This is a genomic window from Schaedlerella sp. (assembly GCF_056796775.1).
Map to the genome: position 1 here is coordinate 195758 of NZ_JBQIKP010000002.1, position 25562 is coordinate 221319.

General features: G+C 47.1%; 23 protein-coding genes and 3 tRNA genes. 20 read left to right on the forward strand and 6 right to left on the reverse strand.

Annotated features, from left to right (window positions below; genetic code table 11):
* Window positions 1-117 precede the first annotated feature (117 nt).
* The 13 genes from ACTOY7_RS01980 to ACTOY7_RS02040 all read left to right on the forward strand — a co-directional run bounded on the left by ACTOY7_RS01980 (window position 118) and on the right by ACTOY7_RS02040 (window position 12469).
* Window positions 118-816, forward strand: a complete 699-nt coding sequence (locus ACTOY7_RS01980) for a LytR/AlgR family response regulator transcription factor (RefSeq protein WP_285825340.1) — start codon at window positions 118-120, stop codon at window positions 814-816.
* On the forward strand, window positions 817-2139 hold the full coding sequence (locus tag ACTOY7_RS01985) for a sensor histidine kinase (protein ID WP_482671408.1): 1323 nt from the start codon (window positions 817-819) through the stop codon (window positions 2137-2139). It begins immediately after the preceding gene.
* Window positions 2140-2252: 113 nt separating this feature from the next.
* Window positions 2253-2675, forward strand: coding sequence for a hypothetical protein (locus ACTOY7_RS01990; RefSeq protein ID WP_482671409.1), 423 nt, complete (start codon window positions 2253-2255; stop codon window positions 2673-2675).
* Window positions 2676-2923: 248 nt separating this feature from the next.
* On the forward strand, window positions 2924-3139 hold the full coding sequence (locus ACTOY7_RS01995) for a GxxExxY protein (protein ID WP_285825346.1): 216 nt from the start codon (window positions 2924-2926) through the stop codon (window positions 3137-3139).
* A 16-nt stretch (window positions 3140-3155) separates the two neighbouring features.
* The gene (recQ, locus tag ACTOY7_RS02000) at window positions 3156-5078 is read left to right on the forward strand and encodes a DNA helicase RecQ (protein WP_482671410.1); all 1923 of its coding nucleotides are present in this window, start codon (window positions 3156-3158) and stop codon (window positions 5076-5078) included.
* A gap of 197 nt (window positions 5079-5275) precedes the next feature.
* Complete coding sequence (locus tag ACTOY7_RS02005; protein ID WP_160282168.1) at window positions 5276-6694, forward strand: ATP-binding protein; 1419 nt, start codon at window positions 5276-5278, stop codon at window positions 6692-6694.
* 222 nt (window positions 6695-6916) lie between these two features.
* Window positions 6917-7891, forward strand: coding sequence for an ABC transporter ATP-binding protein (locus ACTOY7_RS02010; RefSeq protein WP_004080543.1), 975 nt, complete (start codon window positions 6917-6919; stop codon window positions 7889-7891).
* The gene (locus ACTOY7_RS02015; protein WP_004080545.1) at window positions 7875-8741 is read left to right on the forward strand and encodes an ABC transporter permease subunit; all 867 of its coding nucleotides are present in this window, start codon (window positions 7875-7877) and stop codon (window positions 8739-8741) included. The genes ACTOY7_RS02010 and ACTOY7_RS02015 overlap by 17 nt, the downstream gene beginning before the upstream one ends.
* A 12-nt stretch (window positions 8742-8753) precedes the next feature.
* Entirely contained in the window at window positions 8754-10307 is a 1554-nt protein-coding gene (locus ACTOY7_RS02020; RefSeq protein ID WP_482671411.1) for a DUF7088 domain-containing protein, read from the forward strand.
* Between the two features lie 17 nt (window positions 10308-10324).
* A complete protein-coding gene (locus tag ACTOY7_RS02025; protein ID WP_300884452.1) occupies window positions 10325-11248 on the forward strand; it encodes a DUF4340 domain-containing protein in 924 nt (307 codons plus the stop codon).
* 440 nt (window positions 11249-11688) lie between these two features.
* On the forward strand, window positions 11689-12105 hold the full coding sequence (locus ACTOY7_RS02030) for a zinc ribbon domain-containing protein (protein ID WP_300884453.1): 417 nt from the start codon (window positions 11689-11691) through the stop codon (window positions 12103-12105).
* 137 nt (window positions 12106-12242) lie between these two features.
* Window positions 12243-12326, forward strand: a tRNA-Leu gene (locus ACTOY7_RS02035).
* 72 nt (window positions 12327-12398) lie between these two features.
* Window positions 12399-12469: transfer RNA gene (locus ACTOY7_RS02040), tRNA-Gly, on the forward strand.
* Between the two features lie 65 nt (window positions 12470-12534).
* Here ACTOY7_RS02040 and ACTOY7_RS02045 read toward each other — a convergent pair.
* Both ACTOY7_RS02045 and ACTOY7_RS02050 read right to left on the reverse strand, forming a co-directional pair.
* A tRNA-Ala gene (locus tag ACTOY7_RS02045) sits at window positions 12535-12607 on the reverse strand.
* 136 nt (window positions 12608-12743) lie between these two features.
* Window positions 12744-13589: an AraC family transcriptional regulator gene (locus ACTOY7_RS02050; protein WP_482671412.1), complete on the reverse strand. Its 846-nt coding sequence runs from the start codon at window positions 13587-13589 to the stop codon at window positions 12744-12746.
* 829 nt (window positions 13590-14418) lie between these two features.
* On the opposite strand from ACTOY7_RS02050, the gene ACTOY7_RS02055 reads away from it, so the two are divergent.
* Both ACTOY7_RS02055 and ACTOY7_RS02060 read left to right on the forward strand, forming a co-directional pair.
* On the forward strand, window positions 14419-16437 hold the full coding sequence (locus ACTOY7_RS02055) for a beta-galactosidase (RefSeq protein ID WP_300884455.1): 2019 nt from the start codon (window positions 14419-14421) through the stop codon (window positions 16435-16437).
* Window positions 16434-16661, forward strand: a complete 228-nt coding sequence (locus ACTOY7_RS02060) for a hypothetical protein (protein ID WP_160282177.1) — start codon at window positions 16434-16436, stop codon at window positions 16659-16661. Before ACTOY7_RS02055 ends, ACTOY7_RS02060 begins: the two co-directional genes overlap by 4 nt.
* Window positions 16662-17094: 433 nt before the next feature.
* Here the strand turns inward: ACTOY7_RS02060 and ACTOY7_RS02065 are convergent, their stop codons facing one another.
* The 4 genes from ACTOY7_RS02065 to ACTOY7_RS02080 all read right to left on the reverse strand — a co-directional run bounded on the left by ACTOY7_RS02065 (window position 17095) and on the right by ACTOY7_RS02080 (window position 19053).
* Window positions 17095-17841: a M56 family metallopeptidase gene (locus ACTOY7_RS02065; RefSeq protein WP_482671941.1), complete on the reverse strand. Its 747-nt coding sequence runs from the start codon at window positions 17839-17841 to the stop codon at window positions 17095-17097.
* Window positions 17753-18061, reverse strand: coding sequence for a BlaI/MecI/CopY family transcriptional regulator (locus ACTOY7_RS02070; protein ID WP_482671940.1), 309 nt, complete (start codon window positions 18059-18061; stop codon window positions 17753-17755). Before ACTOY7_RS02070 ends, ACTOY7_RS02065 begins: the two co-directional genes overlap by 89 nt.
* Before the next feature lie 100 nt (window positions 18062-18161).
* Window positions 18162-18329 carry a hypothetical protein gene (locus ACTOY7_RS02075; protein ID WP_004083285.1) on the reverse strand — a complete coding sequence of 56 codons (168 nt, stop codon included), beginning with the start codon at window positions 18327-18329 and terminating at the stop codon, window positions 18162-18164.
* Window positions 18330-18468: 139 nt separating this feature from the next.
* Window positions 18469-19053: a xanthine phosphoribosyltransferase gene (locus ACTOY7_RS02080; RefSeq protein WP_305136993.1), complete on the reverse strand. Its 585-nt coding sequence runs from the start codon at window positions 19051-19053 to the stop codon at window positions 18469-18471.
* 475 nt (window positions 19054-19528) lie between these two features.
* Between ACTOY7_RS02080 and ACTOY7_RS02085 the strand changes: the two genes are divergently transcribed.
* The 5 genes from ACTOY7_RS02085 (at window position 19529) to tuf (ending at window position 25436) form a co-directional block, all read left to right on the forward strand.
* Window positions 19529-20557, forward strand: coding sequence for an acyltransferase family protein (locus tag ACTOY7_RS02085; RefSeq protein ID WP_482671999.1), 1029 nt, complete (start codon window positions 19529-19531; stop codon window positions 20555-20557).
* Between the two features lie 234 nt (window positions 20558-20791).
* The gene (rpsL, locus tag ACTOY7_RS02090; protein WP_004083280.1) at window positions 20792-21214 is read left to right on the forward strand and encodes a 30S ribosomal protein S12; all 423 of its coding nucleotides are present in this window, start codon (window positions 20792-20794) and stop codon (window positions 21212-21214) included.
* A gap of 285 nt (window positions 21215-21499) precedes the next feature.
* Window positions 21500-21970, forward strand: coding sequence for a 30S ribosomal protein S7 (gene rpsG / locus ACTOY7_RS02095; RefSeq protein WP_004083279.1), 471 nt, complete (start codon window positions 21500-21502; stop codon window positions 21968-21970).
* A gap of 28 nt (window positions 21971-21998) precedes the next feature.
* A complete protein-coding gene (fusA, locus tag ACTOY7_RS02100; RefSeq protein WP_004083277.1) occupies window positions 21999-24116 on the forward strand; it encodes an elongation factor G in 2118 nt (705 codons plus the stop codon).
* Window positions 24117-24242: 126 nt separating this feature from the next.
* On the forward strand, window positions 24243-25436 hold the full coding sequence (gene tuf / locus ACTOY7_RS02105) for an elongation factor Tu (RefSeq protein WP_004083276.1): 1194 nt from the start codon (window positions 24243-24245) through the stop codon (window positions 25434-25436).
* The last annotated feature ends 126 nt before the right edge of the window (window positions 25437-25562 follow it).

A 25562-nucleotide genomic window follows, 5' to 3' on the forward strand; every position in this document is an offset into this window, starting at 1 on the left:
AGCCATGCTTGCATGGATATTTGACTAAATATTTAAGAATGAAAGGAAATCCGAGAACTTGAAAATAACCTGTACTGTATAGTATACTTGTAACAGTTCAAAACAGGGGGAAGACAAATGTTCTTAATCGCCATATGTGAAGATGAAACCTATCTGCTGGAAGAGCTGCGCAAAAAAGCAGAGACATATCTGAAAACCAGACATTATCCTGCCGAGATCCGCACCTTTACGTCTGGTGAGGATTTGTTAAAGGAACAGCGCCCCTTCGACTTGATTCTCCTGGATTTAATGCTCCCGGGCATAAACGGTCTGGAAACGGCGAAGCGGCTTTCCAGCAAAAGCCGTATTATTTTTATCACTTCCTACAGGGAATATGCGGTGGACGCGTTCGAGGTGGAAGCGGTCCACTATCTGCTCAAGCCGGTGACGGATGAGCGTCTGTATCAGGCAATGGACAGGGCGCTGAACCGATCCAAACAGGAAGACGACAGGACGATGGCGCTTATAAAATCGGGAAGTACCCACATCCTTCCGATACGCGACATTTTGTACTGCGAGGTGTTTGACCATCGTGTCTGTATCCATACAGCGCAGGGAAATTACGAATATTCCGGAACGCTGGACATGCTGGAGCGAAAGCTGGACGGGCGTTTTTTTCGATGCCATAGAAGCTATCTCATCAACATGAGCCACGTGGTCGGCCAGGAAAAAGGGACGGCATTGGTCTCAAACGGGAACCGGGTTTTGATATCACGGCGGAAGCAGGCCGAGTTTATGCAAAGGCTTTTGCACAATTTGAAAAATGAGGTGATCTGATTGGAATACCCGCATATGTTTTCTGTCGGATTTTATAGCTGGTGGCTGCTGCTCAATGGTATTCTCTATTTGGCAGAATTTTATTTTATACGCAGTTTTACCGGGATTCAGGAAAAGAAATATATGGTATGCTATGTATTGACCAGCGGCTTACTTACATTTTTGGCCATGTATTTTCAAAGCTCCGGAGTTCTCAGATTGATTCTGCATATGGGGATCATACTTTGCTTTTCCAGATTTGTGCTAAAGCTCAAATGGGCGGAGACGGTCGCTCCGGCAATGATCATTTTGACGCTGTTTACCTTTATGGAAGGATTTCAGACTGTTTTTATGCGGTGGCTGGCAGGGCATTCTATGAAAATGCATACCGCTGTTTTCATGCAGATGCTCCTGTCCGGAGGACTGGCGGCTGTATTGCTGCTGACCCTGCATTTTGTATCAAAAAGCTATGCATATACGGGAAGGCAGAAGCTGTCCGCCTATATGTATCCATTGTTGCTGCCGTGCAGCTTTATCGTGTGGGTCATCCGCAGCGGGCTTGGGCTGGACATGTGGATGGAACCGGCTGTCAGGAAAAGTTCATTTTGGGAGAAACGGCAGAGCCTGTGGGCAATGATATGGATTCTGGGAGCCTGCGTAATCTTCTTTATCATTCTGAGGCTGGTGAGCAGGATTCTGGCGCTGTCCGTTCAGGAAACGGAACAGAAAAGGCTGGAGGATCAGATCCGAAAGCAGTATACATACCTGGAGGAAGCGAAAAAAAGGAATGAGCAGTACCGCACGTTCCAGCATGATATCAACAATCATTTTCTGGTGTTATCCGGGCTGATTCGGGAAAAAAGATATGAGGAGGCAGAAATATATTTTGACAAGCTGCATGGCTCTTCGGACAGACTGCTCATCGGGATTGAAACAGGCAATCCGATCCTGGATATCCTTTTGCAGGAAAAGATCAGCTTCGCCGTGTCAAGCGGCATTGAAGTGAAACACGATGTACAGATTCCGCCGGATTGCGGTGCGGAGGATATGGATCTGTGCATGATTCTGGCAAACGCGCTGGACAATGCGGTACATGCCTGCAGAAAGGTTACAGGAAGACAGCCGGAGATCTCGGTCATGGTTCGGAGACGGCATCATTTCCTGATCATCGAGGTAGTCAATACGATGGTGCAGGCACAAGGCCGATTGGAGTATGGAACCGGGCTGAACAATATCAGGCGCACCGCAGAAAAGTATGAGGGGACGATGGAGATTGAGAACGACGGTGAAACATTCCGGCTGACGGTGCTGCTGTGTCTTGCGCCGTTTACGAAAGCAGGGTGACCGTTGGCGGAAAACCGCTTTTATGGTGGGAGATGTGTCCGATATACGGAATGAACATAAAAATATCCATACTGTTCGGAGGTGGGTATTCAATAAAAGCGGAGGTGAAGCTTATGGTAAACAATGTAAGGCCCAATTATGTAAATCCATTGAAAATGATGAAAAACGACAGAGTGTCAGATCGCTTGAATCCGGCAGCGAAGAAAACGGCGGAAAAGCAGCAGAAAACCCTGGAGGCAGAAAAACAGTCGATTCAAAACGCACTGCTCCTTATGAAAGGAACATCCGGAGACAGCGGGGCATCGGAAGAACAAATTGAACTGCTGGAAAAGAAGCTGGAAGAAATCACAGGCCAGCTCAGGGTGAGTAAGAGGGAGGATGGAACTGCAGTTGAACAGGCACAGTTAAGCGATGCGGCAAAGACATTGCAGGAGAGCAAAAAATTGGAAGAAAAGCGGATGGACAGATTGGAACTCCGTGCGGATACACGGAGGACACTGCCGAATTTTTATGAGCCTTTGGAGGAAGAGGAGTAGTTGAGCGTCCATCTTATGAAGCTGTCATACCGAAATGGGGGACAGCTTTTTCCTTTATCAAGAAAGAGTTATAAGACATCCATGCATTCACTTGCTATTTTCCATACAGCGTGGTAGTATTAAAAAACAGATATCAGAGAATCCGAAAGGCATGGTGATGTGATGGGCAGGTTTTTTAATGTGAATGGCGACTGCAAGCCAGGACAGCATTACATGGTCGATATCCATCCAAAGCTTGATGAAATCTGATTGTAGATTATTGCGGAGAGCAATTCATTGTAGAGACGAAGATTTGGCGTGGGCTTGCAAGGCATCAGCAAGATGAGGAGCAAGTGTTTGAATACCTCAAGCATCACCATCTGGATAAAGGGTATATTCTGACTTTTAATTTCAACAAAAAGAAGGAGATCGGGGTAAAGGAAGTTCCGCATCGGGACAAGATACTCATAGAAGCGGTCGTTTAATGAAAAGGAAAATAGAATGGATAAAAAATACGAAATCTTAAAAAATATCTTCGGCTATGATACTTTCCGAGAAGGGCAGGAAACTTTGGTTGACAGCGCCCTTTCCGGCAGGGACGTCCTGGGGATTATGCCGACGGGGGCGGGAAAATCAATCTGTTTCCAGGTTCCGGCGCTTATGTTTGAGGGGATTACCATTGTGGTATCGCCCCTCATTTCTTTGATGAAAGATCAGGTAGCTGCCCTGAACCAGGCAGGCGTCCATGCGGCCTATATCAATAGCTCGCTGACCGAAGGCCAGTACCGCAAAGCCATGGAAAACGCGCGCCGGGGTCAGTACAAGATCATCTACGTGGCTCCCGAACGGCTGATGACGGATTCTTTCCAGTCTCTGGTGCAGGAGGTGGACATCTCCATGACAGCGGTGGACGAGGCCCACTGTATTTCCCAATGGGGGCAGGATTTCCGGCCCAGCTATCTAAAAATCGTGGAATTTATCAGCATGCTGCCGAAACGTCCTGTGATCGCCGCTTATACAGCTACGGCCACGAAGCAGGTCAAGGAAGATATTCTCTGTATTCTGGGGCTCAATGACCCGACGGTGGTAGTCACCGGATACGACCGGAAAAATCTCTACTTCGCGGTAAAAAAACCAAAGGACAAGAAGGCCCAGCTTCTCGACTATTTGTCCAAAAACAGGGAGAAAAGCGGAATCATTTACTGCAATACCCGAAAAATCGTGGAAGAAGTAGAGATGGAATTAAGAAGGGCGGGCTACCCGGTCACACGCTATCACGCAGGTCTCACCGATGCGGAGCGGAAGCAGAACCAGGAAGACTTCATCTACGACCGCAGTCCGGTGATGGTAGCCACCAACGCATTCGGCATGGGGATCGACAAATCCAATGTGCGCTATGTCATTCACTACAATATGCCCAAGGATATTGAAAGCTACTATCAGGAAGCCGGGCGCGCGGGACGGGACGGCGAGCCGGCGGAATGCTTTTTGTATTACTCCGGACAGGATGTGCGGATCAATGAATTTCTCATCGGGGCACAGGCGGAGAACAGCGAGCTGGATGATGAGGAGCGGGAGCTGATCAAAGAGCGGGATCTGGATCGGCTTCGAAAGATGACGTTCTATTGCTTTACCAACGAATGCCTGCGGGAATATATCCTGCGTTATTTTGGAGAGTATGGCGGAAATTACTGCGGCAACTGCGAAAACTGCCGGACAGAATTTGAAGATATGGATGTAACGGAGGAGGCATGCCATATCATCCGCATGGTGCTGACCAGCCATGAACGCTACGGGATCAATGCCGTCCTGGACGGGGTGCACGGCTCGGACACGGCAAAGGTGCGCCAATTCCGGCTGAACCAGAACCCGGAATATGGAAGCCTGAAAGACCGGACACTTGTCAGGCTCCGTCAGATTTTAAATGACCTGCTGCTGAAAGAATACCTGTTTCTCACGACCAGCGATTATCCGGTGCTGAAAATGACAAAGAGCGGGCGGGAACTGCTGGCGTACTGGGAGCAGCAGGAGAACAAGGCGGAAAATCCGGAAGAATGGACAAGCCAGGAAAGCTTCGGCTCGGATGGCAGAGTGACGGATCCGGCTTTCCGGATCATCTTAAAGCTTCCGAAAGAGCAGGAACGGACAGCGTCCAAAGGGCAGGAAAAGAAGAAAAAAGCGGTTGCAGACGCCAAATATCCGGACCTGTTCGAACAGCTTCGAAAATATCGCTACGAGCTTGCCCAGAAAGAACACGTACCGCCGTATATTATTTTTTCAGATAAGACTTTAAAGGAATTGAGCACATTTCTTCCGACGACCAAAGATGCCATGCTGGAGATCAACGGCATCGGAAAAGTGAAATATGACAAGTACGGGGAGAGATTCATGGAGATTGTCCGTGCTTATGCTGAGAAAATGTAAGGCAGGCAGCTTTGCTGGCTGTTATTGCGCATGTGGGTGAAATACCCGTGAATAATAACGCCGATTCAATGACAATGGCTGAAATATGCTTGACAGATCGCAGGATCAATGATATTTTGTTGATATAAATTTTATTGAAACATACTTCAATGAAATATGTTTCAATAAAGCGTATTTCAATAAAAGGGGAATCTGCCATGGAAAAATTTATTGGTCGAAAAAATGAGCTGGATGCACTGGAAAAGCTGTACAATACCCCCGGATTTCAAATGACTGTGATTTATGGACGGAGAAGAATCGGGAAGTCTACCTTGATAAAAGAGTTTATCAAAGAAAAAAAAGCGGTCTTTTTTACAGCAACCCGGGCGGGCATCCACAGGAATCTGGAGCTTTTGGGAAAACAGGCATTGGAAGTTCTGGCGCCGGCTGTGGGCGCGCTGGCCTTTGAAAATATGGACGCTCTGTTTTCCTTTATCGGTGATTCGTGCCAGGAGGAAAGAACGATTATTGTGATAGACGAATTTCCCTATCTGGCGGAAGCAGACGGCAGTATCCTGTCCGTTCTGCAGAATTATATAGACAATCAATGGCTGAACGGACAGATGGACCTGATTCTCTGCGGGTCTTCGGTGAGCTTTATGGAAAACGAGGTGTTGAGCGAGAAAAGTCCCCTCTTCGGCAGAAGGACATCCCAGATCAAACTGGAACCATTTCAGTATCTGGATGCCGCGGAATTTGTACCCGGCTATTCCAGAGAAGAACAGGCTATCTGTTATGGCGTGACAGGAGGCGTGGCAAAATATCTCTCCCTTTTCGATGATTCGAAAAGCCTGGATGAAAATATAATTACTCAGTTTTTTACAAAATCCGGATATCTTTATGAAGAGACGAATAACTTACTTACGCAGGAATTTCGAAATGTCAGCAGCTACAGCGACATAATAGAAGCAATTTCCTCAGGCGCAAACAGGCTGAATGAGATCTCGGACAAGACACATATCGCCCAGACGGCGGTTTCACACGCGCTGTCTAACCTGATCACAACCGGCATTGTGGTCAGGGAGACCGCGGCTACAGATGAAAAAAATAAAAAGAAGGTTCAATATAACCTGAAGGACAATATGTTTCGATTCTGGTATAAATATGTTCCGAACGGCATAGGCGCCATTGAGCTGGACAAAGGCGAGCTCTATTATCAAAACGCGGTAAAACCCAGAATTGCCGAATATATGGGAAATGTATTTGAAGAAATGTGCAGGTTCTATACATTGCATTCAGGGATTATGGGCCGTTTGAACTGCTATGTGACGACAGTTGGAAAATGGTGGGGAACAAATCCCGGAAAACGTATGCAGACGGATATAGACATTGTCGGACTTGACAAGATGTCAAAAAAAGCAGTGCTGGGAGAATGTAAATTTAAGAATGAGCCTGTTGATAAAAAAGTATATGAAGACCTGATGGATAGAAACGGCCTGATTTCCAGGGAATATATGATTGTACAATATCTTCTGTTTTCGAAGAGCGGTTTTTCAGAATGGGTTCGGGAAAATACAGATCCGTCCCTTGTGAAAAAAATAACCCTCCAGGAGATGTACTGTATAGAAAATACGTAGAAGCACACCAGATCCGGCACTGTAAGTAAACAACATTCTCACACTTCATACACAAAAATTTCACAAACATTTGTTACCTTAGTAACCGTACAAAAGTAACCTGAACAGATGAGGAAGCATGAACAGGTTATTTTTATGCGGTTCTTTTGCATTTAGAACACATAGTACATATTATGTAGCTGTTCAGAACAGATACTATATCAATGCCAGGGAGGTAAGGATTTGATTGAGGTAAAGAATTTAGTGAAAAAATATGGAACGCATCTTGCCGTAGATCACTTGGATTTTCAGCTCGAACCAGGGAGAATCTACGGCTTTTTGGGGCCGAACGGCGCCGGAAAATCAACCACTATGAACATCATGACCGGCTATCTGGGGGCAACAGAAGGCGCGGTTGTCATCGATGGGCATGATATCCTAAAGGAACCCGAGGAAGCCAAGAAACACATCGGGTATCTGCCGGAGCTTCCACCCCTGTACATGGATATGACTGTACTGGAATACCTGGAATTTGCGGCAGAGTTGAAGGAGATCCCGAAGAAAGAGCGGGAAGCTTCCGTCCAGAAGGTCATGGACATTACGAAGCTCAATGATGTTCAGTTCCGTCTGATCAAGAACCTGTCAAAAGGATATCGCCAAAGGGTGGGGCTGGCCCAGGCGATCCTGGGCTTCCCGGATATCATCATTCTGGATGAACCGACGGTGGGGCTGGACCCGAAGCAGATCATCGAAATCCGGGAGCTGATCCGGGAACTGGCAAAGGAGCATACGGTGATCCTCAGTTCCCATATCCTGGCGGAGGTACGGGAGGTCTGCGACTATATCATGATCATTTCCAGGGGAAAGCTGGTTGCCAGCGATACGCCTGAGAATCTGGAACATCTGATGGCAGGGCAGAATAGCCTGGAGATCGAGACGAAAGCAGAGCCGGAGAGAGTCAGGAAGATCCTTCGGAGCATTTCGGGGATTGACAAAATAGAACTCGAACGGACAGAGGAAGCCACGACATACGCCAGGATCGAGACAGGAACAGCGGCGTCCGGTGAAGATCAGGACATCCGCGAAGCCATATTTCTTGCGTTTGCAGAGGCCGGCTGCCCGCTCCTGATGCTGAAGGCATCCAAAGCAAGCCTGGAAGAAGTATTTATGGAATTGACACAGGGAGAGGAGGCGACCGCAGATGCTGGCGATTTATAAACGAGAACTGCGTTCCTATTTTCAGTCCATGATCGGCTGCGTATTTGTCGCGTTTCTGGTACTGTTTACAGGAATTTATTTTACGGCGTACAACCTGACCGCGGGATATCCGTACTTTTCCTATACATTATCCGGTTCCCTGATCGTCTTTATCGTGGGAATCCCGCTGATCACCATGCGGAGCTTCTCAGAGGAACGGAAGAATAAGACGGACCAGCTACTTTTGACAGCACCGGTCAGCCTGACGAAAGTGGTTTTAGGAAAATATTTCGCGATGGCGACAGTGGTTGCGGTACCGAACCTGATCTTCTGCCTGTTTCCGCTGATCATCAAAATGAACGGGACGGCTTACCTGAAAGTCGATTACATTTCCATCGGAGTATTCTTCCTGCTGGGCTGTGTGTACCTCGCCATCGGCATGTTTCTGTCAACACTGACGGAGAGCCAGATCATCGCCTTTGTCAGTACATTTGGGGTGCTGCTGCTTTTGTATCTGTGGAACGGGATCGTCAGCTTCCTGCCGTCTTCGGCGTCCGGCTGTATGGCAGGGCTTTTGCTCATTTTGAGCGTCATCATCCTTTATATCTGGCAAATGACGCTGAACTGGGTTTTGAGCGCCATCCTGGAAGCGGTATGCGTGATCGGGTGCGTCACTGCGTACTTTGTGAAGCCCGGCCTGTTTGAAAATCTGCTGTCCAATCTGCTTGGAAAACTTGCGTTTGCAGATGTATTTACGGGGATCACGCAGAATCATATCGTGGACCTGAGCGGAATTGTCCTGTATCTGTCTGTGATCACGGTTTTTATATTCCTGACCGTGCAGACGATCCAGAAAAGACGTTGGAGTTAGGAGGAACAGACCGTGGAAAAAATGAAAAAATTATTTCATACGACAGGAACAGCGCATGGGATATACAGCGTGGGATTGACGGCAGTGGTGGTTGCGATCGTGGTTGTGGTCAATCTGATCTTTGGTCAGCTTCCGGAAAAATACCGCAATATCGATGTGAGCAGTTCGAAGATTTACGAGATTACCGATGCAAGCAGGAATTTCCTGAAAGACCTGGATACAGAGGTCAAGTTTACGGTGCTGGCCGTGAAGGAAGAGGCAGATGAACGGATTCGGACATTTCTGAGCAAATATGCCTCCCTTTCCAAAAATATTTCTGTGGAATGGATCGACCCGGTGCTGCATCCTTCCGCGCTGCAGGATTACGACGCATCGGAAAATTCGATCGTGGTGTCCTGTGAAAAGACAGGAAGAAACACGACAGTGACATTTGATAAAATCGTGGTGGTGGATTATTCTTCCTATTATTATACGGGCAGTATTTCGGAAAACGAATTTGACGGGGAAGGCCAGCTTACCAGTGCGGTCAATTATGTGACCAGCGAGGCCGAAAAGCAGATCTACCGCACGGCAGGGCATGGGGAGAGTATGCTTCCCGCGAACATCACCGAGCTGATGGATAAGAACAATTATACGGTGTCGGAGTGGAACCTCCTGATGAACCCGGATATTCCAAAGGACTGTGACCTGCTTCTGATGAATGCTCCCGCCAATGACCTGACGGAGGATGAGAGGGACGCAGTGCTCAATTATCTGGCAGGAGGCGGCAAGATGATGCTTCTGCTGGGAGATACAAACAGCAAAGACCTGCCGAATCTGTCGGCAGTGATGAAGGAATATGGCATGGAGGCCGCGGACGGCTATATCGCAGACCCGCAGCGCTGCTATCAGGGAAATGCATTTTATATCTTCCCTATGCTGAGTGTGAGCGGAGACATGGCCAAGGGCCTGGCATCAGAAATGGTTCTGCTGATCAATGCCCATGGGCTGAACCTGACAGATCCGGCGCGGGATACGATCTCCACCACCTCCTTTATGACCACCAGCAATTCCGGTGCGGCCGTGACTGAGGATACACAGACGGAGGGAACCTATACCCTGGGAGCCGTGGCCACGGAGACCGTAAGCAGCAGTCATTCGGACAGTGAAAATGAAGGTGAGCCTGCAGAAAATACTGACGGAGACACAGAAAATGCCGGCACGGATGCGGGAGATACCGATACGGAGAATGCCGGCACGGATGCGGGAGATACCGATACAGGGAATGACAGCGGTGATGCCGAGGATACAAAGGAGAGCCGCCTGACCGTGATTTCCACGGCTAACATAATTGATTCCCAGCTTACGGAGACGTTTACGACTCTGGAAAATACGGCGCTATTTATGAACGCTGTGACCGCAAACTTTGACGGGGTGGAAAATCTTTCCATTGAGCCGAAGAGCCTGGCAGTACAGTACAATACGATCCAGCATGTGGGACTTCTGAGCCTGTTCGCGATCTTCGGAATCCCGCTGGTGATCCTGGCGGGCGGATTCACCGTATGGTTTAAACGGAGAAAAGCGTAAAACAGCAGGAGGGATCTATGGAGAAAAAAAAGAAACGTTTGCTGTGTCTTCTTTTGATCCTGCCCCTGCTTCTGGTGATACTTTTCCTGATGAAAAATCATAACCAGAAGCAGGAAGAAAAGCAGGAAGCCGAGGAGGAAGCGGCAAGAATCTATGCAACAGATATCAGCGAAGTGGGTTCGGTCAGCTATAAAACAGAAAGCGGCGAGTTCACGTTTGAAAAGAAGAAGGACACCTGGATCTATCAGCAGGACCCGGATTTCCCGCTGGCCCAGACCTACCCGGAACAAATTGTCTCATCCTTTGGAAAACTGGAAGCTCTGCGGGAGCTGAAAGATGGCGATGATCTGGAAGCTTACGGTCTGGATACCCCCGCCTATACGGTGAAGCTGACGGACATGGACGGAAAGGAAACGGAGCTGAGTATTGGAAACGCGGTGGATGAGGCCTATTATCTTCTGAACAAAACGACGGAGAAGATCTACACCGTCAGCAGCACCGTAACTGGAACGCTGCAGCATACACTGGAGGAAATGGCGCAGCTGGACGACTATCCGAATATCGGAAGCGGCAATCTGAAAAAGGAAGTGATCACGCGCGGCGGTGAGACGATCACATATGATTCGGAAAATGAGGATGACGCGAAAAATATTGCTGCCGTGGCAGGCGGTCTCGGCGCAGTCACATTGGGCTCCGCGGCAGATTACTCTGTAGAGGATAAAGACCTGAAGGGCTTTGGCCTAGACGAAGCTTCCCGGACTACTGTAGAGGCAGTCTATACAAAGGATGAGGAAGAACAAGCCCTGACGCTGTATATCGGCAGCGAGGACGGGGAAGGGAACCGATATGTCATGCTGAATGATTCCCGGATCGTGTACCTGATCTCTGTGGATGTGTGTGATAACATCCTGAATGTAGAGGAGCCGGAAGGGACAGAGTAAAAATGACGGCAGTTGTTTTAACGTTGGTCAAGGGCCTTACAGTAACTGCTACAGAGATTTTATAAGATTTTATAGTAAATTTATTGACAATTACGGAAAAACAGTGGAAAATAGCAGTCATACAAACTGAGAATCCAAAGGTCAAAAGCTCGATTTTCTTGCGGAGGCTTTTGGCTAGTACAGCATTGCGTATATAATGGTGCAGAATTCACCGTTAATTACGCAATACTGTACTAGTACAATGTTGCGTTAATAATTGAGTAATAAGTGCTCGCTGTCCATGCCATTACTGCGTTGGAGTCAGTCAACGATGCTACCGGCATCGCCTCCTTCCTCCGCCTTGTACTGACATGAACATCGAACGCTTATTACTTCAAAAATTAATGCAACATTGTACTAGATGGATTTTTCAGAGGAGAAAATAAAAAGGCGGGCTGGCAATGAAAGAAAAAATCATACATTTTATGCAGGGAAGATACGGAGCCTATGGGGCAGATGCGCTTACAAAGTTTCTTATGGCAGCAGGTCTGATTATGATCTTGGTCTCATCAGCATTCACAGGGATGAATACCGGTCTGGTCTGCTTTCTGATCGGCTGGTCAGTCATCATCTACTGCTATTATCGGCTGATCTCAAAGAATGTGACAAAGTGTTATGCCCAGAATCAGGCATTCCTTGTCCGCACCAGCGGGATCCGCAGATTTTTCCGGAAGCAGATTTCCATGCTGCGGCAGAAAAAAGTCTACCACATCTACAGATGTCCGCAGTGTAAGCAGAAGATCCGGATTCCGAGGGGAAAAGGAAAGATTGAGGTGAGATGCCCGAAGTGCAGTGCGACCTTTATTAAGAAAAGCTGAAATTTGCCGTATTCTTATTTACATGAATTTACAAAAATACGAAAAATTGTTACTATTCATAGTAACGAAAAATTTGAAAAAATTTTAAAATAGGGGTTTACAAATATCAGGGTATATGATATACTGTCATTTGTCGAGCGGAAGTGGCGGAATGGCAGACGCGCTAGATTCAGGTTCTAGTGGGAGTTTATCCTGTGAGAGTTCAAGTCTCTTCTTCCGCATTCGGTGAAGATTACCGGAGTCCACATATTAAGGATTCCGGTATTTGATGTTAAACTGAATAGATAGATTATGCGGGTGTAGTTCAATGGTAGAACACCAGCCTTCCAAGCTGGATACGTGGGTTCGATTCCCATCACCCGCTTTTTTGTTTCCCTAATTATAAAAAAGCATAGCTGAACATACCCGTTCATGCTATGCTTTTTGTCATGGAGTATAGGGGATTCGAACCCCTGGCCTCAACAATGCGAATGTTGCGCGCTCCCAACTGCGCTAATACCCCAGTCAAGATTATTTCTTACTGACTTTGCTATTATAGCACATCTTATCCCAAAATGAAAGAAAAGATTACAAATTTTTGAAAAAAATATAGAACAAAAATAAAGAAATGGGAGGGACGCGCGGCGAAAAGGAAAAAATCAAAAAGAACCTGTGCCATATTTATTTCGATATTGGTACATTGTCACTCCGGTATGCTGCTTAAACCGTCTTCCCAAATGGCTTTGCGATGAGTAGCCGAGGTAGGAGGCGATTTCACTGTAAGTATATCTTGAATAAACCAGTAGATTTTGCGCCAGTTTTATTTTTTGCGTGTGAACATAATCTGTAACGGTCATACCTTCGTGTTTGTGAAATATTTCTGACAGGTAATTTGCGTTTATATTCAGTTCCTTTGCGATCTCCCATACATGGATTTTCTCATGAAGATGCGAAAAAATATAAGTTTTGCATTTCTCGGCGTATCCGTTCGGCCCGGTTACTTTTTGTGAGGATTTTCTTTCATTATGGTCAAAAACCATCTGTGCATAGCGGTATTCCGCAGAATGAAACAGGTGGAGGATTGTAGGAATATCGTCACAGTCTTCGATTTTCTGAATATAGGAATCAGAAAGGGAATATGCCACTTCTGGTAGGATTCCGCCCTTCATGGCTGCGCGGCTGGCAAGGGCGACCACTACAATCCCACGGTTTTTCATCTGCCGAAGCGGGGTTCTGGCCAGCGTGCCAACCTCGCCAGGATAGTCCTCGGAAAGGCTGTTTCGGAGCCCTTCGAGATCTCCCTTTGCGATACTGGAAAATTCCCTTATTTCCTGGTCATAAGGATTATGCAGTTTTCCAATTTCCTGATTTTCAAATGTATGCTCCATATATCTTATCTCGAGATCTTGCCTGACCTGCGGATTGATACAGTTTTCAAGAAGGATGGCTTCTTCATCAATACATTTAGAACGGAAAAGGTTCGCAATAAGCAGAACATCCGCCATAAATTCATGAAAATCACAGACCGGAATCAAAGCTCTAAAAGCGCTGCTGAATGCAGGAACCGTATCCTGCCGCCGGATCTCCACAGGGATGGAAAAGGAGACAGGACCCAGTAAAAAAAGTCCGCTGCCTGCAGGAATCCTGGCATATACGGCCTGTTGATTTAAGGATAAAAAAACTGGGATATTTTTGGGAATATTGTAAGAAGCCTCCCGGGAGCAAAACCAGTTTGCGATCACTGTCCCAAGATGGTCATCTTGAAGATCTGCGCGGGCACAGAATGTCTCGACCGGCTCCCAGGCCGCGGTATAGAAGCGTACCAGTGTATGCAGGCGGCGGGAAATGTGTTCCATTAGATAGTGTCGGTTCATGGGCTCCTCCTTTCTGCCGTCATGTTATGTCAGCACGGCTTACAAAACAAGATAAGTATGGGTTAGGGAAAATATGGATCTGTTTGCATTTCATTGTACCAAATTGCTTCGCAATGGCTTGCGTACGTTATCCTATTATGTTACACTATCTCTAACGTAGTATTATCGAAAAATTTTCTGTCAATTCAAAGAATTGTTTCTCGAAACATTGCAATTACATAATGAATTGTCAGAAAATATTTCCGCAATCTGGTACAATTGGAAATCATCAGATTCAAAGCAGGTTTTCCCCTGCTTTTTTTGTTCGATGAATCAGATGCTTTCCTTATTAATTATAACGTATTGTATCATATTTTGCTGAAAAATGTACTAAAAATCTGAGAATGGTAATATAAAAGCAAAAAGAAATAGGATAATATTGCTATGATGATATTGGAAACTGATGAAGGAGAATGGTAGAATGAAAACAGATCAACTGATGTTTGGAGCGGCATACTATCCGGAATATATGCCATATGACAGGATGGAAGCAGATTTTTCCATGATGAAGAAAGCTGGGATAAACACGATTCGGGTGGCGGAATCTACATGGAGCACACTGGAACCGAGGGACGGGGAGTTTGATTTTACATTCATTGACAGGATACTGGAAGAAGCGCAGAAGTGGGAGATGTCTGTGATCGTGGGGACGCCGACTTATGCCGTTCCGTCCTGGCTGGCACAGAAGGATCCGGATGTGCTGGTAGTGAATTCCAAAGGACAGGAAAAATACGGACACCGGCAGATCTTTGACCTGCTGAATCCAACCTTCCGGTTCCATGCGGAGCGTATAATTGAGGTGCTTGTTTCCCATACGGCCCGGCATGGGATGGTGATCGGATTTCAGATAGATAATGAAACAAAACACTATGATAATAAAGGAAAAGAAATACAGCGTTTATTCAGGGAATATTTGAAGGGAAAATTTCAGACAACAGAGCGTTTGAACAAGGCGTTCTGTCTGCCTTACTGGAGCAATTCCATCTGTGACTGGGATCAGTTCCCGGATATCACAGGCTGTATAAATGGAGGACTGGATGGAGAATTCCAGAGATTTCAGAGGAAGGTTGCTGCGGACTACCTTGGCTGGCAGTCGGATATCGTCCGGAAATACAAAAGGGAGGACCAGTTTATCACACACAACCTTGACTTTGAATGGAAGAAATTTGGAGCTGATATCGCCCAAGATGGCTATTCATATGGTGTTCAGCCCGGAATCAATCATTATGAGGCGGCAAAATACCTTACCAGGCTGGGGACAGATATCTATCATCCGACCCAGGACGATCTGACCGGAGCCGAGATCGCGTTTGGCGGTGATTCCACCCGGAGCCTAAAGCATGAAAATTATCTGGTTCTGGAATGCCAGGCACAGGCGTTTAAATATTGGACACCATATCCAGGACAGCTGCGCCTGCAGGCATACAGTCATCTGGCGGGCGGAGCGGACGGCATCTCGTACTGGAACTGGCATTCGATACATAATGGATTTGAGACATATTGGAAGGGGCTGCTCAGTCATGATTTGGAAGAAAACCCGGCCTATGATGAGGCGTGCAGGATCGGGCAGGAATGGAAGGAGATTGGGAAGCATCTGATCCATCTGGAAAAGGACAACAAGACGGCGCTTCTCGTGGACAACTGTTCTATGACAGCCTTCCAATGGTTTCCCATTGACCGGGATCTCAGCTACAATGATGTGGTGCGCTGGGTGTATGACAGCTTGTACGAGATGAATATCGAGTGTGATGTGGTCGATGTCAATGGCCTGGATCCCGCACGGTATAAGATGATTGTGACGCCGGCGCTGTACTGTGCACCCGAAGGTCTTCTGGAGAAGCTGGACGGATTTGTAAGAAACGGAGGAGTTTTGGTCAGTACGTTTAAATCATTTGTGGCAGACGAGTATTCCAGCGTCTATGCGGATAAACAGCCTCACAGGCTGCGCGCCTGCTTCGGTATGAGCTATAACCAGTTTACGGAACCGGGAAAAACAAAGCTGATGGAATGCCGGGTCAAATACTTTGCAGAACTTTTGAAGCCTGAGGGTGCCCAAAGCCTTGCGGACTATGAGCATAAATACTGGGGAAAATATGCGGGGATCACAAGGAATGCATATGGAGAAGGCGCCGCCTATTACATTGGATGCTATACGGAAAAAGCGGTACTCAAGCAGATATTAAAGAGGGCGGCAGAGGATGCGGGAATCTGGGGAAGGACGATGGAGTATCAATGGCCGATTATTGTACGGCAGGGGAAAAACCAGTATGGAAGGCGTCTGTACTATGTTTTGAACTACAGTGAGGAGGAACAAAACATCAGATGTATCTGGGAAGAGGTGAAGGATCTGCTGACCGGAAAAACATTTCGGGAGGGGGAAGAGGCTGTGATCGGCGACTGGGACCTGATGATTTTTGAAGAGATAAGGAAAAAAATGTGATGGGCGGAACCGGGATGTTTCTGACCTGCTCGGCTGCAGTTGGGATCACAGGCATGTACGGACTGCGGAAAGAGAAAGTCTGCTGCCTGATTCTCTCAGCTTTAGCGCTGCCGGTGCTGCTTTTCGCGGCACTCTGGTTTGAAATTGGCTTTGCGGATATTTCCTGCGGCTTCTGTATCATTGCGTTTCTGGTATTATACGGGGATCAAGGAGGCAGAAGATGAGCTTTACATCGCTGTGGTATTTTCCGTGCAGATATATTGTGACTTTTCGGGATATACACATATCGCCATCGGCTCCGCACGCTTTTTGGGAATCCGGCTGACAGAAAATTTTGACAGGCCGTATCTGGCTGTGGGCTGCCGGGGGTTCTGGTAACGCTGGCACATAACCCTGACAAAATGGTTTGCGGAATATCTCTATAGGAAATCCAAAATAACTTAAAATGACGTATGCCTGCAGTTCTTTGCGGCTGAAAGCAGACCGGCAAGATTGACAGTCTGCCTTTCAGCCGGTTCCGGACTAATGAATCATATATCTGGCTTTTTCGACTTTCCAGGCATACCCTTCCTCCAGCAGGATCTCCTCCGCCTCCGGAGCTGTTTTTCCTATCAATATCGGTATGCTTTCCGATACTTCTGTCTGGACAGAGACTTTTCAGAACGACGCGAGAAACAGCGCCGCGAAAAGAAAAACAACACCGCATTTTGCTTTTATAGATATTTTTTTCTGATTCATAATTGCACCAATCCTTTCCTGAAGCATTCCGCTTAAAAAGCCGGTTTCCAAAACGGCAGACGGGTTCATGCGGCAATAGCAGTCCAGCAGAACATGCGCATATCCGGCATGTTCCGCCTTCCCCGATGCGCGGAGCACGTCCGCATCGCAGGCTAGCTCGATATCCTGATTGAAAAGCAGCAGCATCAGCCAGCATGCCGGATTGTACCAGTGCAGCACTGCAACCGCCAGCATCAATGCTTTTTTCCACAGATCCTTCCGTCGGATATGCATCCACTCGTGCAGCAGAATATATCGGTACTGCGTTTCGCTGTACTGCTGCGCAGGCAGGACGATTTTCGGAGAGAACAGTCCATATACCATCGGTGAGGCGGCCATCGCCGAGGTATAGACGCGGAAACGCGGCCCCCGGGAATGCGCCTGTATCCAACCGCTGACGGCATCATTTTGCAGATCCTCTTTTTGCCTCATCCTGCCGTAAAAGCAGAGGGCATTTGCCAGAAGGATCAAAAGCACGGCGCCGGCTCCGCCCCAGCGTACCCATACAGCCCCGCCTGACAGAGGGGCGGCGAAAGGATCACATGGATATGGGGCATATAAATGCCGGACAGACAGGATGGGAATGCCGATGCCCTGAGGAAGAAGGAGCCGTATGCCGACCAGCATCCAGAGCCATTCCGGGAGGCGGGGCGAAAAAAAGCGGAAAAGCAGTTTCCTCCGGCGATAAGTTCTCCTGGGCCAAAAGGGAGGCAAACAAAAGTCCCACAGAGCCTTGGTAAAACTTATCCAAAAATTCCGTCAGTGCAGACTGCCTTGCGCTTTCCTGCCCGATCAATGCGGTGCAGAGAAATCCGGGATCTGTTCGTCTGACGGCGCCTTTGTCCACCTGCTTTCATACTATTGCAATAGTCTGCTTATAGACTGCACCAATAGTCTGCGTTTGTCAAGAGAATAAAATTAAAAAAAGGAACTGCCTGGGCAGTTCCCTAAAATTCGATTCCTTTTCCGCTGCAGTCATTAATATAAGAAACAACTTCCTCCAGCTTTGAGACAGCCGCCTGCATTTCATCCCAATCGTCGCCGCGCAGTTCCCTGGAAACCATGATACTTTTTACATCTTTCAGCTTCTGGATCATTTCTTTATTTTTTTCCATATACATTCGCCTCGCTTCTGTTAAATACTATGTATGCCTGATGAGTTTCGTTTCTGAACTGTCATAAGTCGTATTTTAATGTTCCAAAGCCGCGGCATCCGGCATTGTAGGCGCTATCCGGCCAGGGACGGCGCAGTGTCTATGCCTGTTCCCGGAAGGTGATGACACCGGTCTCTGCATCCATGCTTTCCACGATAGCCAGAGATTCCAGCTGGAAGCCAAGATTCCGTATGATCTGTCCGCCCGGCTGGAAGCCCTTTTCGACAGCGATGCCGATTCCGGATACCGCAGCCCCTGCCATCTGGACGATCTGGATCAGACCCTGCAGCGCGCATCCGTTTGCCAGAAAATCATCAATAATCAGGATATGGTCCTGCGGATTTAAAAATTTCTGCGCTACGATCACGTTGTTTTTGCATTTATGGGTAAAGGATTCCACCTCTGCCACATACATATCGCCTTCCAGATTGATGCTCTTTGACTTTTTCGCGAATATGACCGGAACCTGGAAATGCCGCGCGGCCAGACAGGCGATTCCGATGCCGGAAGCCTCGATGGTCAGAATCTTTGTGACAGGCGTGTCCGCAAAACGCCTTTTAAATTCCGCCCCCATCTGATCGAACAGTCCGATATCCATCTGATGATTCAGAAAGCTGTCTACCTTCAAGACATTTCCCTCTTTTACAATGCCGTCGCTTAAAATCCTCTCTTCTAAAAAGTTCATCTTTTGTCTCCTTTCCAAATCTGTTTTCCGCACGTAATAATTATTGGGTTTATTAATAAGTTTATCATACTTTAATATTGATGACCAGACATCTATCAGTTTTTTTCATAAAAGTGACATGGTTTGTTACATGTCATACACTGACCAATCACTACGCTGATTGGTCAGGAGGATGCACATAAAAGCTGGGATTCAGGCCGTCCATTGCCGCAGGCAATTTAAAATGACGGCCTGAGTTACAGGGCACGCCTGGTCAAGGTGTGACCTGTAACCATGGTTTGATGATTGTTCATGGCCTGTTGCTGTGTCAGATGGAGGTACGCTTGACAGGCGCGGAAAGGTATCCTACAATGAAAGCGGCAGAAGCGGCCACCTGTCAGGAACAGATGCGTATTATATGAAAATGTGTTTGAAATTCTGACAGTTGACCGGAAGGTTTTCTGCGGCATTTTGGGCTTACAGGAGATGAATGCAGATGGAGCATAAAAAGCGGTTTGCCGGACTGGATGGATTGAGAGCAATTTTTTGCATTGGAATCGTCATATATCATGTCAATGAGCCGTTGAGGTGGGGTGGGATAAAATGGCTGGACCCGGTGTACAAATATGGCGGATACTTTGGAAACAGCATGTTTTTTATGCTGAGCGGATTGCTTACCGCATACCATTATAAAAATAAAATCATACAGCAGGAAAGCACTTTTCGCGCATTTATGGAGAAGCGCATTCGGAAAATATATCCCTTGTATTTTTTGACAAATCTTTTCGCTGTGCTCCTTCTGATTTTAAGCGGAACAAAACCGGCTGCCAAAAAACTGATTGTTACTTTTTTGATGGTTGCCAACGGTTGGTTTGACGGCAGGGAAATGCCGTATAATTTCCCAACATGGTTTTTATGTGTACTGATTCTGCTATATATTTTGTATTACGCTGCAGCGAAGGCTTCATCCCGCTTTCCAAAACTGTATTTCCCGATGTGTGCGTTTCTTTTATTATGGGGGATGCTTTTAGTGACAAAGGACTGGGATCTGCCTTTCAATTACCGTACCTGCGGCGAAGGATACATGAACTTCTTTCTCGGGGTGCTCCTTGCGGAAGTCATAATGAGCAGCCCAGTAAAAAAAGAAATTTCGGCTGCTGTAAATTTGCTGATTTTTTGCGTAATTATGTTCTCCGTATTTCTGTTTGGCCTGGAAGCAATCCCTGTAAATCTGAACTGGATTGTTTCATGTCTGTGCGCAAATATGATTTTTATAGCGGTGTATGGAAGATTTATAGTAAAGGCGCTGGCGTTCCCGCTTTTACAGGCAATTGGAAAATGCAGCTTTTCAATCTATCTGTGGCATATTCCGGTTGTCAGGACTTATGTTATGATCGAAAAAAAGTTTCTGCCTTTTTATATGGATTCAAGCTGGAATTTTATACTTTACTTTTTGGTTTTGATTGCTGTGTCAGCCCTGTCATACCGTTATTTTGAAAGAAAATCCGGACTTTGTAAGAAATAAATCAATGGAAATCTTGAAGAGCCTATTCGCAGTAACCACGAATACCACATTTTTATCCAAAAGTCCTTGACTTTCTGAAAAAAACGTAATAAACTAGTCTAGCGTGCATGAAGATGCATTCATTTTTGTGTACGGATTTACCATAGATAATGAAAATTATCTGCAACCATTCCCGCCTGCTGCAAAAGTCCATATCAGCGCGGGGAAAACGAAAGAATCATAGGAGGTGAAAAAATGCCAACATTTAACCAGTTAGTTAGAAAAGGACGTCAGACTTCTGAGAAGAAATCTACAGCACCTGCACTTCAGAAGGGATACAATTCTCTGAAGAAGCGCGCGACAGACGCATCTGCACCGCAGAAGAGAGGTGTGTGTACAGCAGTTAAGACAGCGACACCGAAGAAGCCGAATTCTGCTCTGAGGAAGATCGCCAGAGTACGTCTGTCTAATGGAATCGAAGTAACAAGCTACATTCCGGGTGAAGGACACAACCTGCAGGAGCATAGCGTAGTTATGATCCGCGGAGGAAGAGTAAAGGACCTGCCTGGTACAAGATACCACATCATCAGAGGTACGCTTGATACCGCGGGAGTTGCCAAGAGAAGACAGGCACGTTCCAAGTACGGCGCAAAGAGACCAAAAGACGCAAAAAAGTGATCACTTAGTGAATAACGCATGAAATGTGTTATGAACTTAGTGAGAACTTTTGTTCTTCGATGCGAAGCAGTGAAGAACAACCCAAAAACTACAAAGTTAAATCGTATCACAAACAGAACTATGACTAATCGTAGGTTGCGGATTAAACAGCCCGGCATTCCCGGGCATAGATTGGTTCCTTAAGCCACGAGCACATGCTATGCGATTTCCATAGAGAGACACATGTGAGTACCGATGATTTAATCTCCGGTTGTCCGGAAAATAATGATTAAGGAGGGAAGGACCGTGCCACGTAAAGGACATACTCAAAAAAGAGATGTATTAGCGGACCCAATATACAACAATAAGGTTGTTACCAAGCTTATCAACAACATCATGCTGGATGGTAAGAAGGGTGTAGCTCAGAAGATTGTATACGGAGCATTTGAAAGAGTTGAGGCTAAGGCTGACAAGCCGGCTATCGATGTGTTCGAGGAAGCAATGAACAACATCATGCCTGTACTGGAAGTAAAAGCAAGACGTATCGGCGGTGCGACATACCAGGTACCGATCGAAGTTCGGGCGGACAGAAGGCAGGCGCTTGCTCTTCGCTGGCTGACCATGTTCTCACGCAAGAGAGGTGAGAAGACCATGGAAGAAAGGCTTGCGAACGAGATTCTGGATGCGTCCAACAACACAGGCGCATCTGTAAAAAGAAAAGAAGATATGCATAAGATGGCAGAGGCAAACAAGGCGTTTGCACATTACAGATTTTAAAGTTGCATAAATATAGGAGGAGAAGATTTTGGCTGGAAGAGAATACCCATTAGAGAGAACCAGGAACATCGGTATCATGGCTCACATTGATGCGGGTAAGACAACACTGACAGAACGTATTCTTTACTATACCGGTGTGAACTATAAAATCGGCGATACTCACGAAGGAACTGCGACCATGGACTGGATGGAGCAGGAACAGGAGAGGGGTATCACGATTACTTCTGCTGCCACAACCTGTCACTGGACTTTGGAGGATCATACAAAGCCGAAGGAAGGCGCTCTGGAGCATCGTATCAATATCATTGATACGCCGGGACACGTTGACTTTACCGTAGAGGTAGAACGTTCACTTCGTGTTCTGGACGGGGCTGTCGGCGTATTCTGCGCAAAGGGCGGTGTTGAGCCGCAGTCAGAAAACGTATGGCGTCAGGCTGACACGTATAATGTACCAAGAATGGCATTCATCAACAAGATGGATATTCTTGGAGCAGACTTCTACAATGCAGTAGAACAGATCAAAACCAGACTCGGCAAGAATGCAATCTGTCTTCAGCTGCCTATCGGCAAAGAAGATGATTTTAAGGGAATCATTGACCTGATGGAGATGGAAGCCTACATCTACAACGATGAAAAGGGCGATGACATTTCCATTACAGAGATTCCGGAAGAAATGAAAGACGAAGCAGAACTGTACCGTTCAGAATTAGTAGAGAAGATCTGTGATTTGGACGACGACCTCATGATGGAATACCTGGAAGGTAATGAGCCGTCCGTTGAGGATATGAAGAGAGTGCTTCGCAAGGCAACATGCGAGTGTACTGCAGTACCGGTTTGCTGCGGTACCGCTTATAGAAATAAAGGTGTCCAGAAGCTCCTGGACGCGATTCTTGAATATATGCCGGCGCCGACAGATATTCCGCCGATTCAGGGCGTAGACCCGGACGGAAATGAAGTCGTAAGACATTCCTCTGACGAAGAGCCGTTTTCCGCACTGGCATTCAAGATTATGACAGACCCGTTCGTAGGAAAGTTAGCTTATTTCCGTGTGTATTCCGGTACCGTGAACTCCGGTTCTTACGTACTGAACGCGACGAAGGGCAAGAAGGAACGTGTTGGCCGTATCCTGCAGATGCACGCCAACAAGAGACAGGAACTGGACAAGGTGTACTCCGGAGATATCGCGGCAGCCATCGGATTCAAGCTGACAACTACAGGTGATACCATCTGTGACGACCAGCATCCGGTGATCCTGGAGTCCATGGAATTTCCGGAGCCGGTTATTGAGCTCGCCATCGAGCCGAAGACCAAGGCTTCTCAGGGCAAACTGGGAGAATCCCTTGCAAAGCTTGCGGAGGAGGATCCGACATTCCGCGCACACACCAATCCGGACACAGGACAGACCATCATTGCAGGTATGGGAGAGCTTCATCTGGAGATTATCGTAGACAGACTGCTGCGTGAGTTCAAGGTAGAGGCCAATGTAGGCGCGCCTCAGGTTGCTTACAAGGAATCCATCACCAAGCCTGTGGAAGTGGACAGCAAGTACGCAAAACAGTCCGGTGGTCGTGGACAGTACGGACATTGTAAGGTGAAATTTGAACCAATGGACGTCAACGGAGAGGAGATCTACAAGTTCGAGTCTTCCGTAGTCGGCGGCGCGATTCCGAAGGAATACATCCCGGCGGTAGGCGAAGGTATCGAGGAAGCGATGAAGTCCGGTATTCTGGGCGGATTCCCGGTAGTCGGCATCTATGCGAATGTATACGACGGTTCCTACCATGAAGTCGATTCCAGTGAGATGGCATTCCACATCGCAGGCTCTCTTGCGTTCAAGGATGCGATGAAGAAGGGCGCTCCGATCCTGTTAGAGCCCATCATGAAGGTGGAAGTGACCATGCCGGAAGAATATATGGGAGATATCATCGGAGATATCAACTCTCGCCGGGGACGGATCGAAGGTATGGATGACCTGGGCGGCGGCAAGATCGTACGCGCATACGTACCGTTGTCGGAGATGTTCGGATATGCGACAGACCTGCGTTCGAGAACACAGGGACGTGGAAACTACTCCATGTTCTTCGAAAGCTACGAACCGGTTCCGAAGTCAGTCACAGAAAAGGTATTATCGAACAAAAACGATTAAATATTTTTGAAAAAGGCTTGAAAAACCTATGAGTTTGAAATATAATCAAGGATAGCCGAGTAAAAAAACCGAAACAATCTAAAAATGCCTGATAGACAGGTGCTATTATTAAGGAGGACATTCAAAATGGCTAAAGCTAAATTTGAAAGAACAAAACCACATGCTAATATTGGTACCATCGGCCACGTTGACCATGGTAAGACAACTCTGACAGCAGCGATCACAAAGGTTCTTGCTAAGAGAGTAGAAGGTAACGCAGAGGTGGCTTTCGACAACATCGATAAGGCTCCGGAAGAGAGAGAGCGTGGAATCACAATCTCTACCGCTCACGTTGAGTATGAGACAGACAACCGTCACTATGCGCACGTTGACTGCCCGGGACATGCTGACTACGTTAAGAACATGATCACCGGTGCTGCTCAGATGGACGGCGCGATCCTGGTTGTAGCTGCTACAGACGGAGTTATGGCTCAGACAAGAGAGCATATCCTGCTTTCCCGCCAGGTTAACGTTCCGTATATCGTAGTATTCATGAACAAGTGTGATATGGTTGACGACGAAGAGCTGCTTGAACTGGTTGAGATGGAGATCCGTGAGCTGCTTGACGAGTATGAGTTCCCGGGAGATGACACTCCTGTTATCCAGGGTTCTGCTCTGAAGGCTCTGGAAGATCCGGACAGCGAATGGGGCGACAAGGTTATGGAGCTTATGAAGGCTGTTGACGAGTGGATCCCGACACCGGAGCGTGATACAGATAAGCCGTTCCTGATGCCTGTAGAGGACGTATTCTCCATCACAGGACGTGGAACTGTTGCTACAGGCCGTGTAGAGCGTGGAACACTTCACGTATCTGACGAAGTAGAGATCATCGGTATTCATGAGGATATCCGTAAGACTGTTGTAACTGGTATCGAGATGTTCCGTAAGCTGCTTGACGAGGCTCGCGCAGGTGATAACATCGGCGCATTGCTCCGTGGCGTACAGAGAACAGAGATCGAAAGAGGTCAGGTTCTGATCAAACCAGGTACAGTAAAGTGCCACACAAAGTTTACCTGCCAGGTTTACGTACTGACAAAGGATGAAGGTGGACGTCATACACCGTTCTTCAACAACTACAGACCGCAGTTCTATTTCAGAACAACAGACGTTACAGGTGTCTGCGATCTGCCGGAGGGCGTAGAGATGTGTATGCCTGGAGATAACGTAGAGATGACAGTAGAGCTGATCCATCCGGTAGCTATGGAGGAAGGTCTTCGTTTCGCTATCCGTGAAGGCGGACGTACAGTAGGATCTGGTACAGTAGCTAAGATTATTGAGTAATCAGTAAAAAGTGATATTTCAAGGGGCTTTCTGAGAAATCGGGGAGCCCCTTTTGAAATTTTGTAATAGTAAAAGAGCGGAAGATTGGTGCCAAAACGGTGCTAAGAAAAATTTAAAATTTGTGAA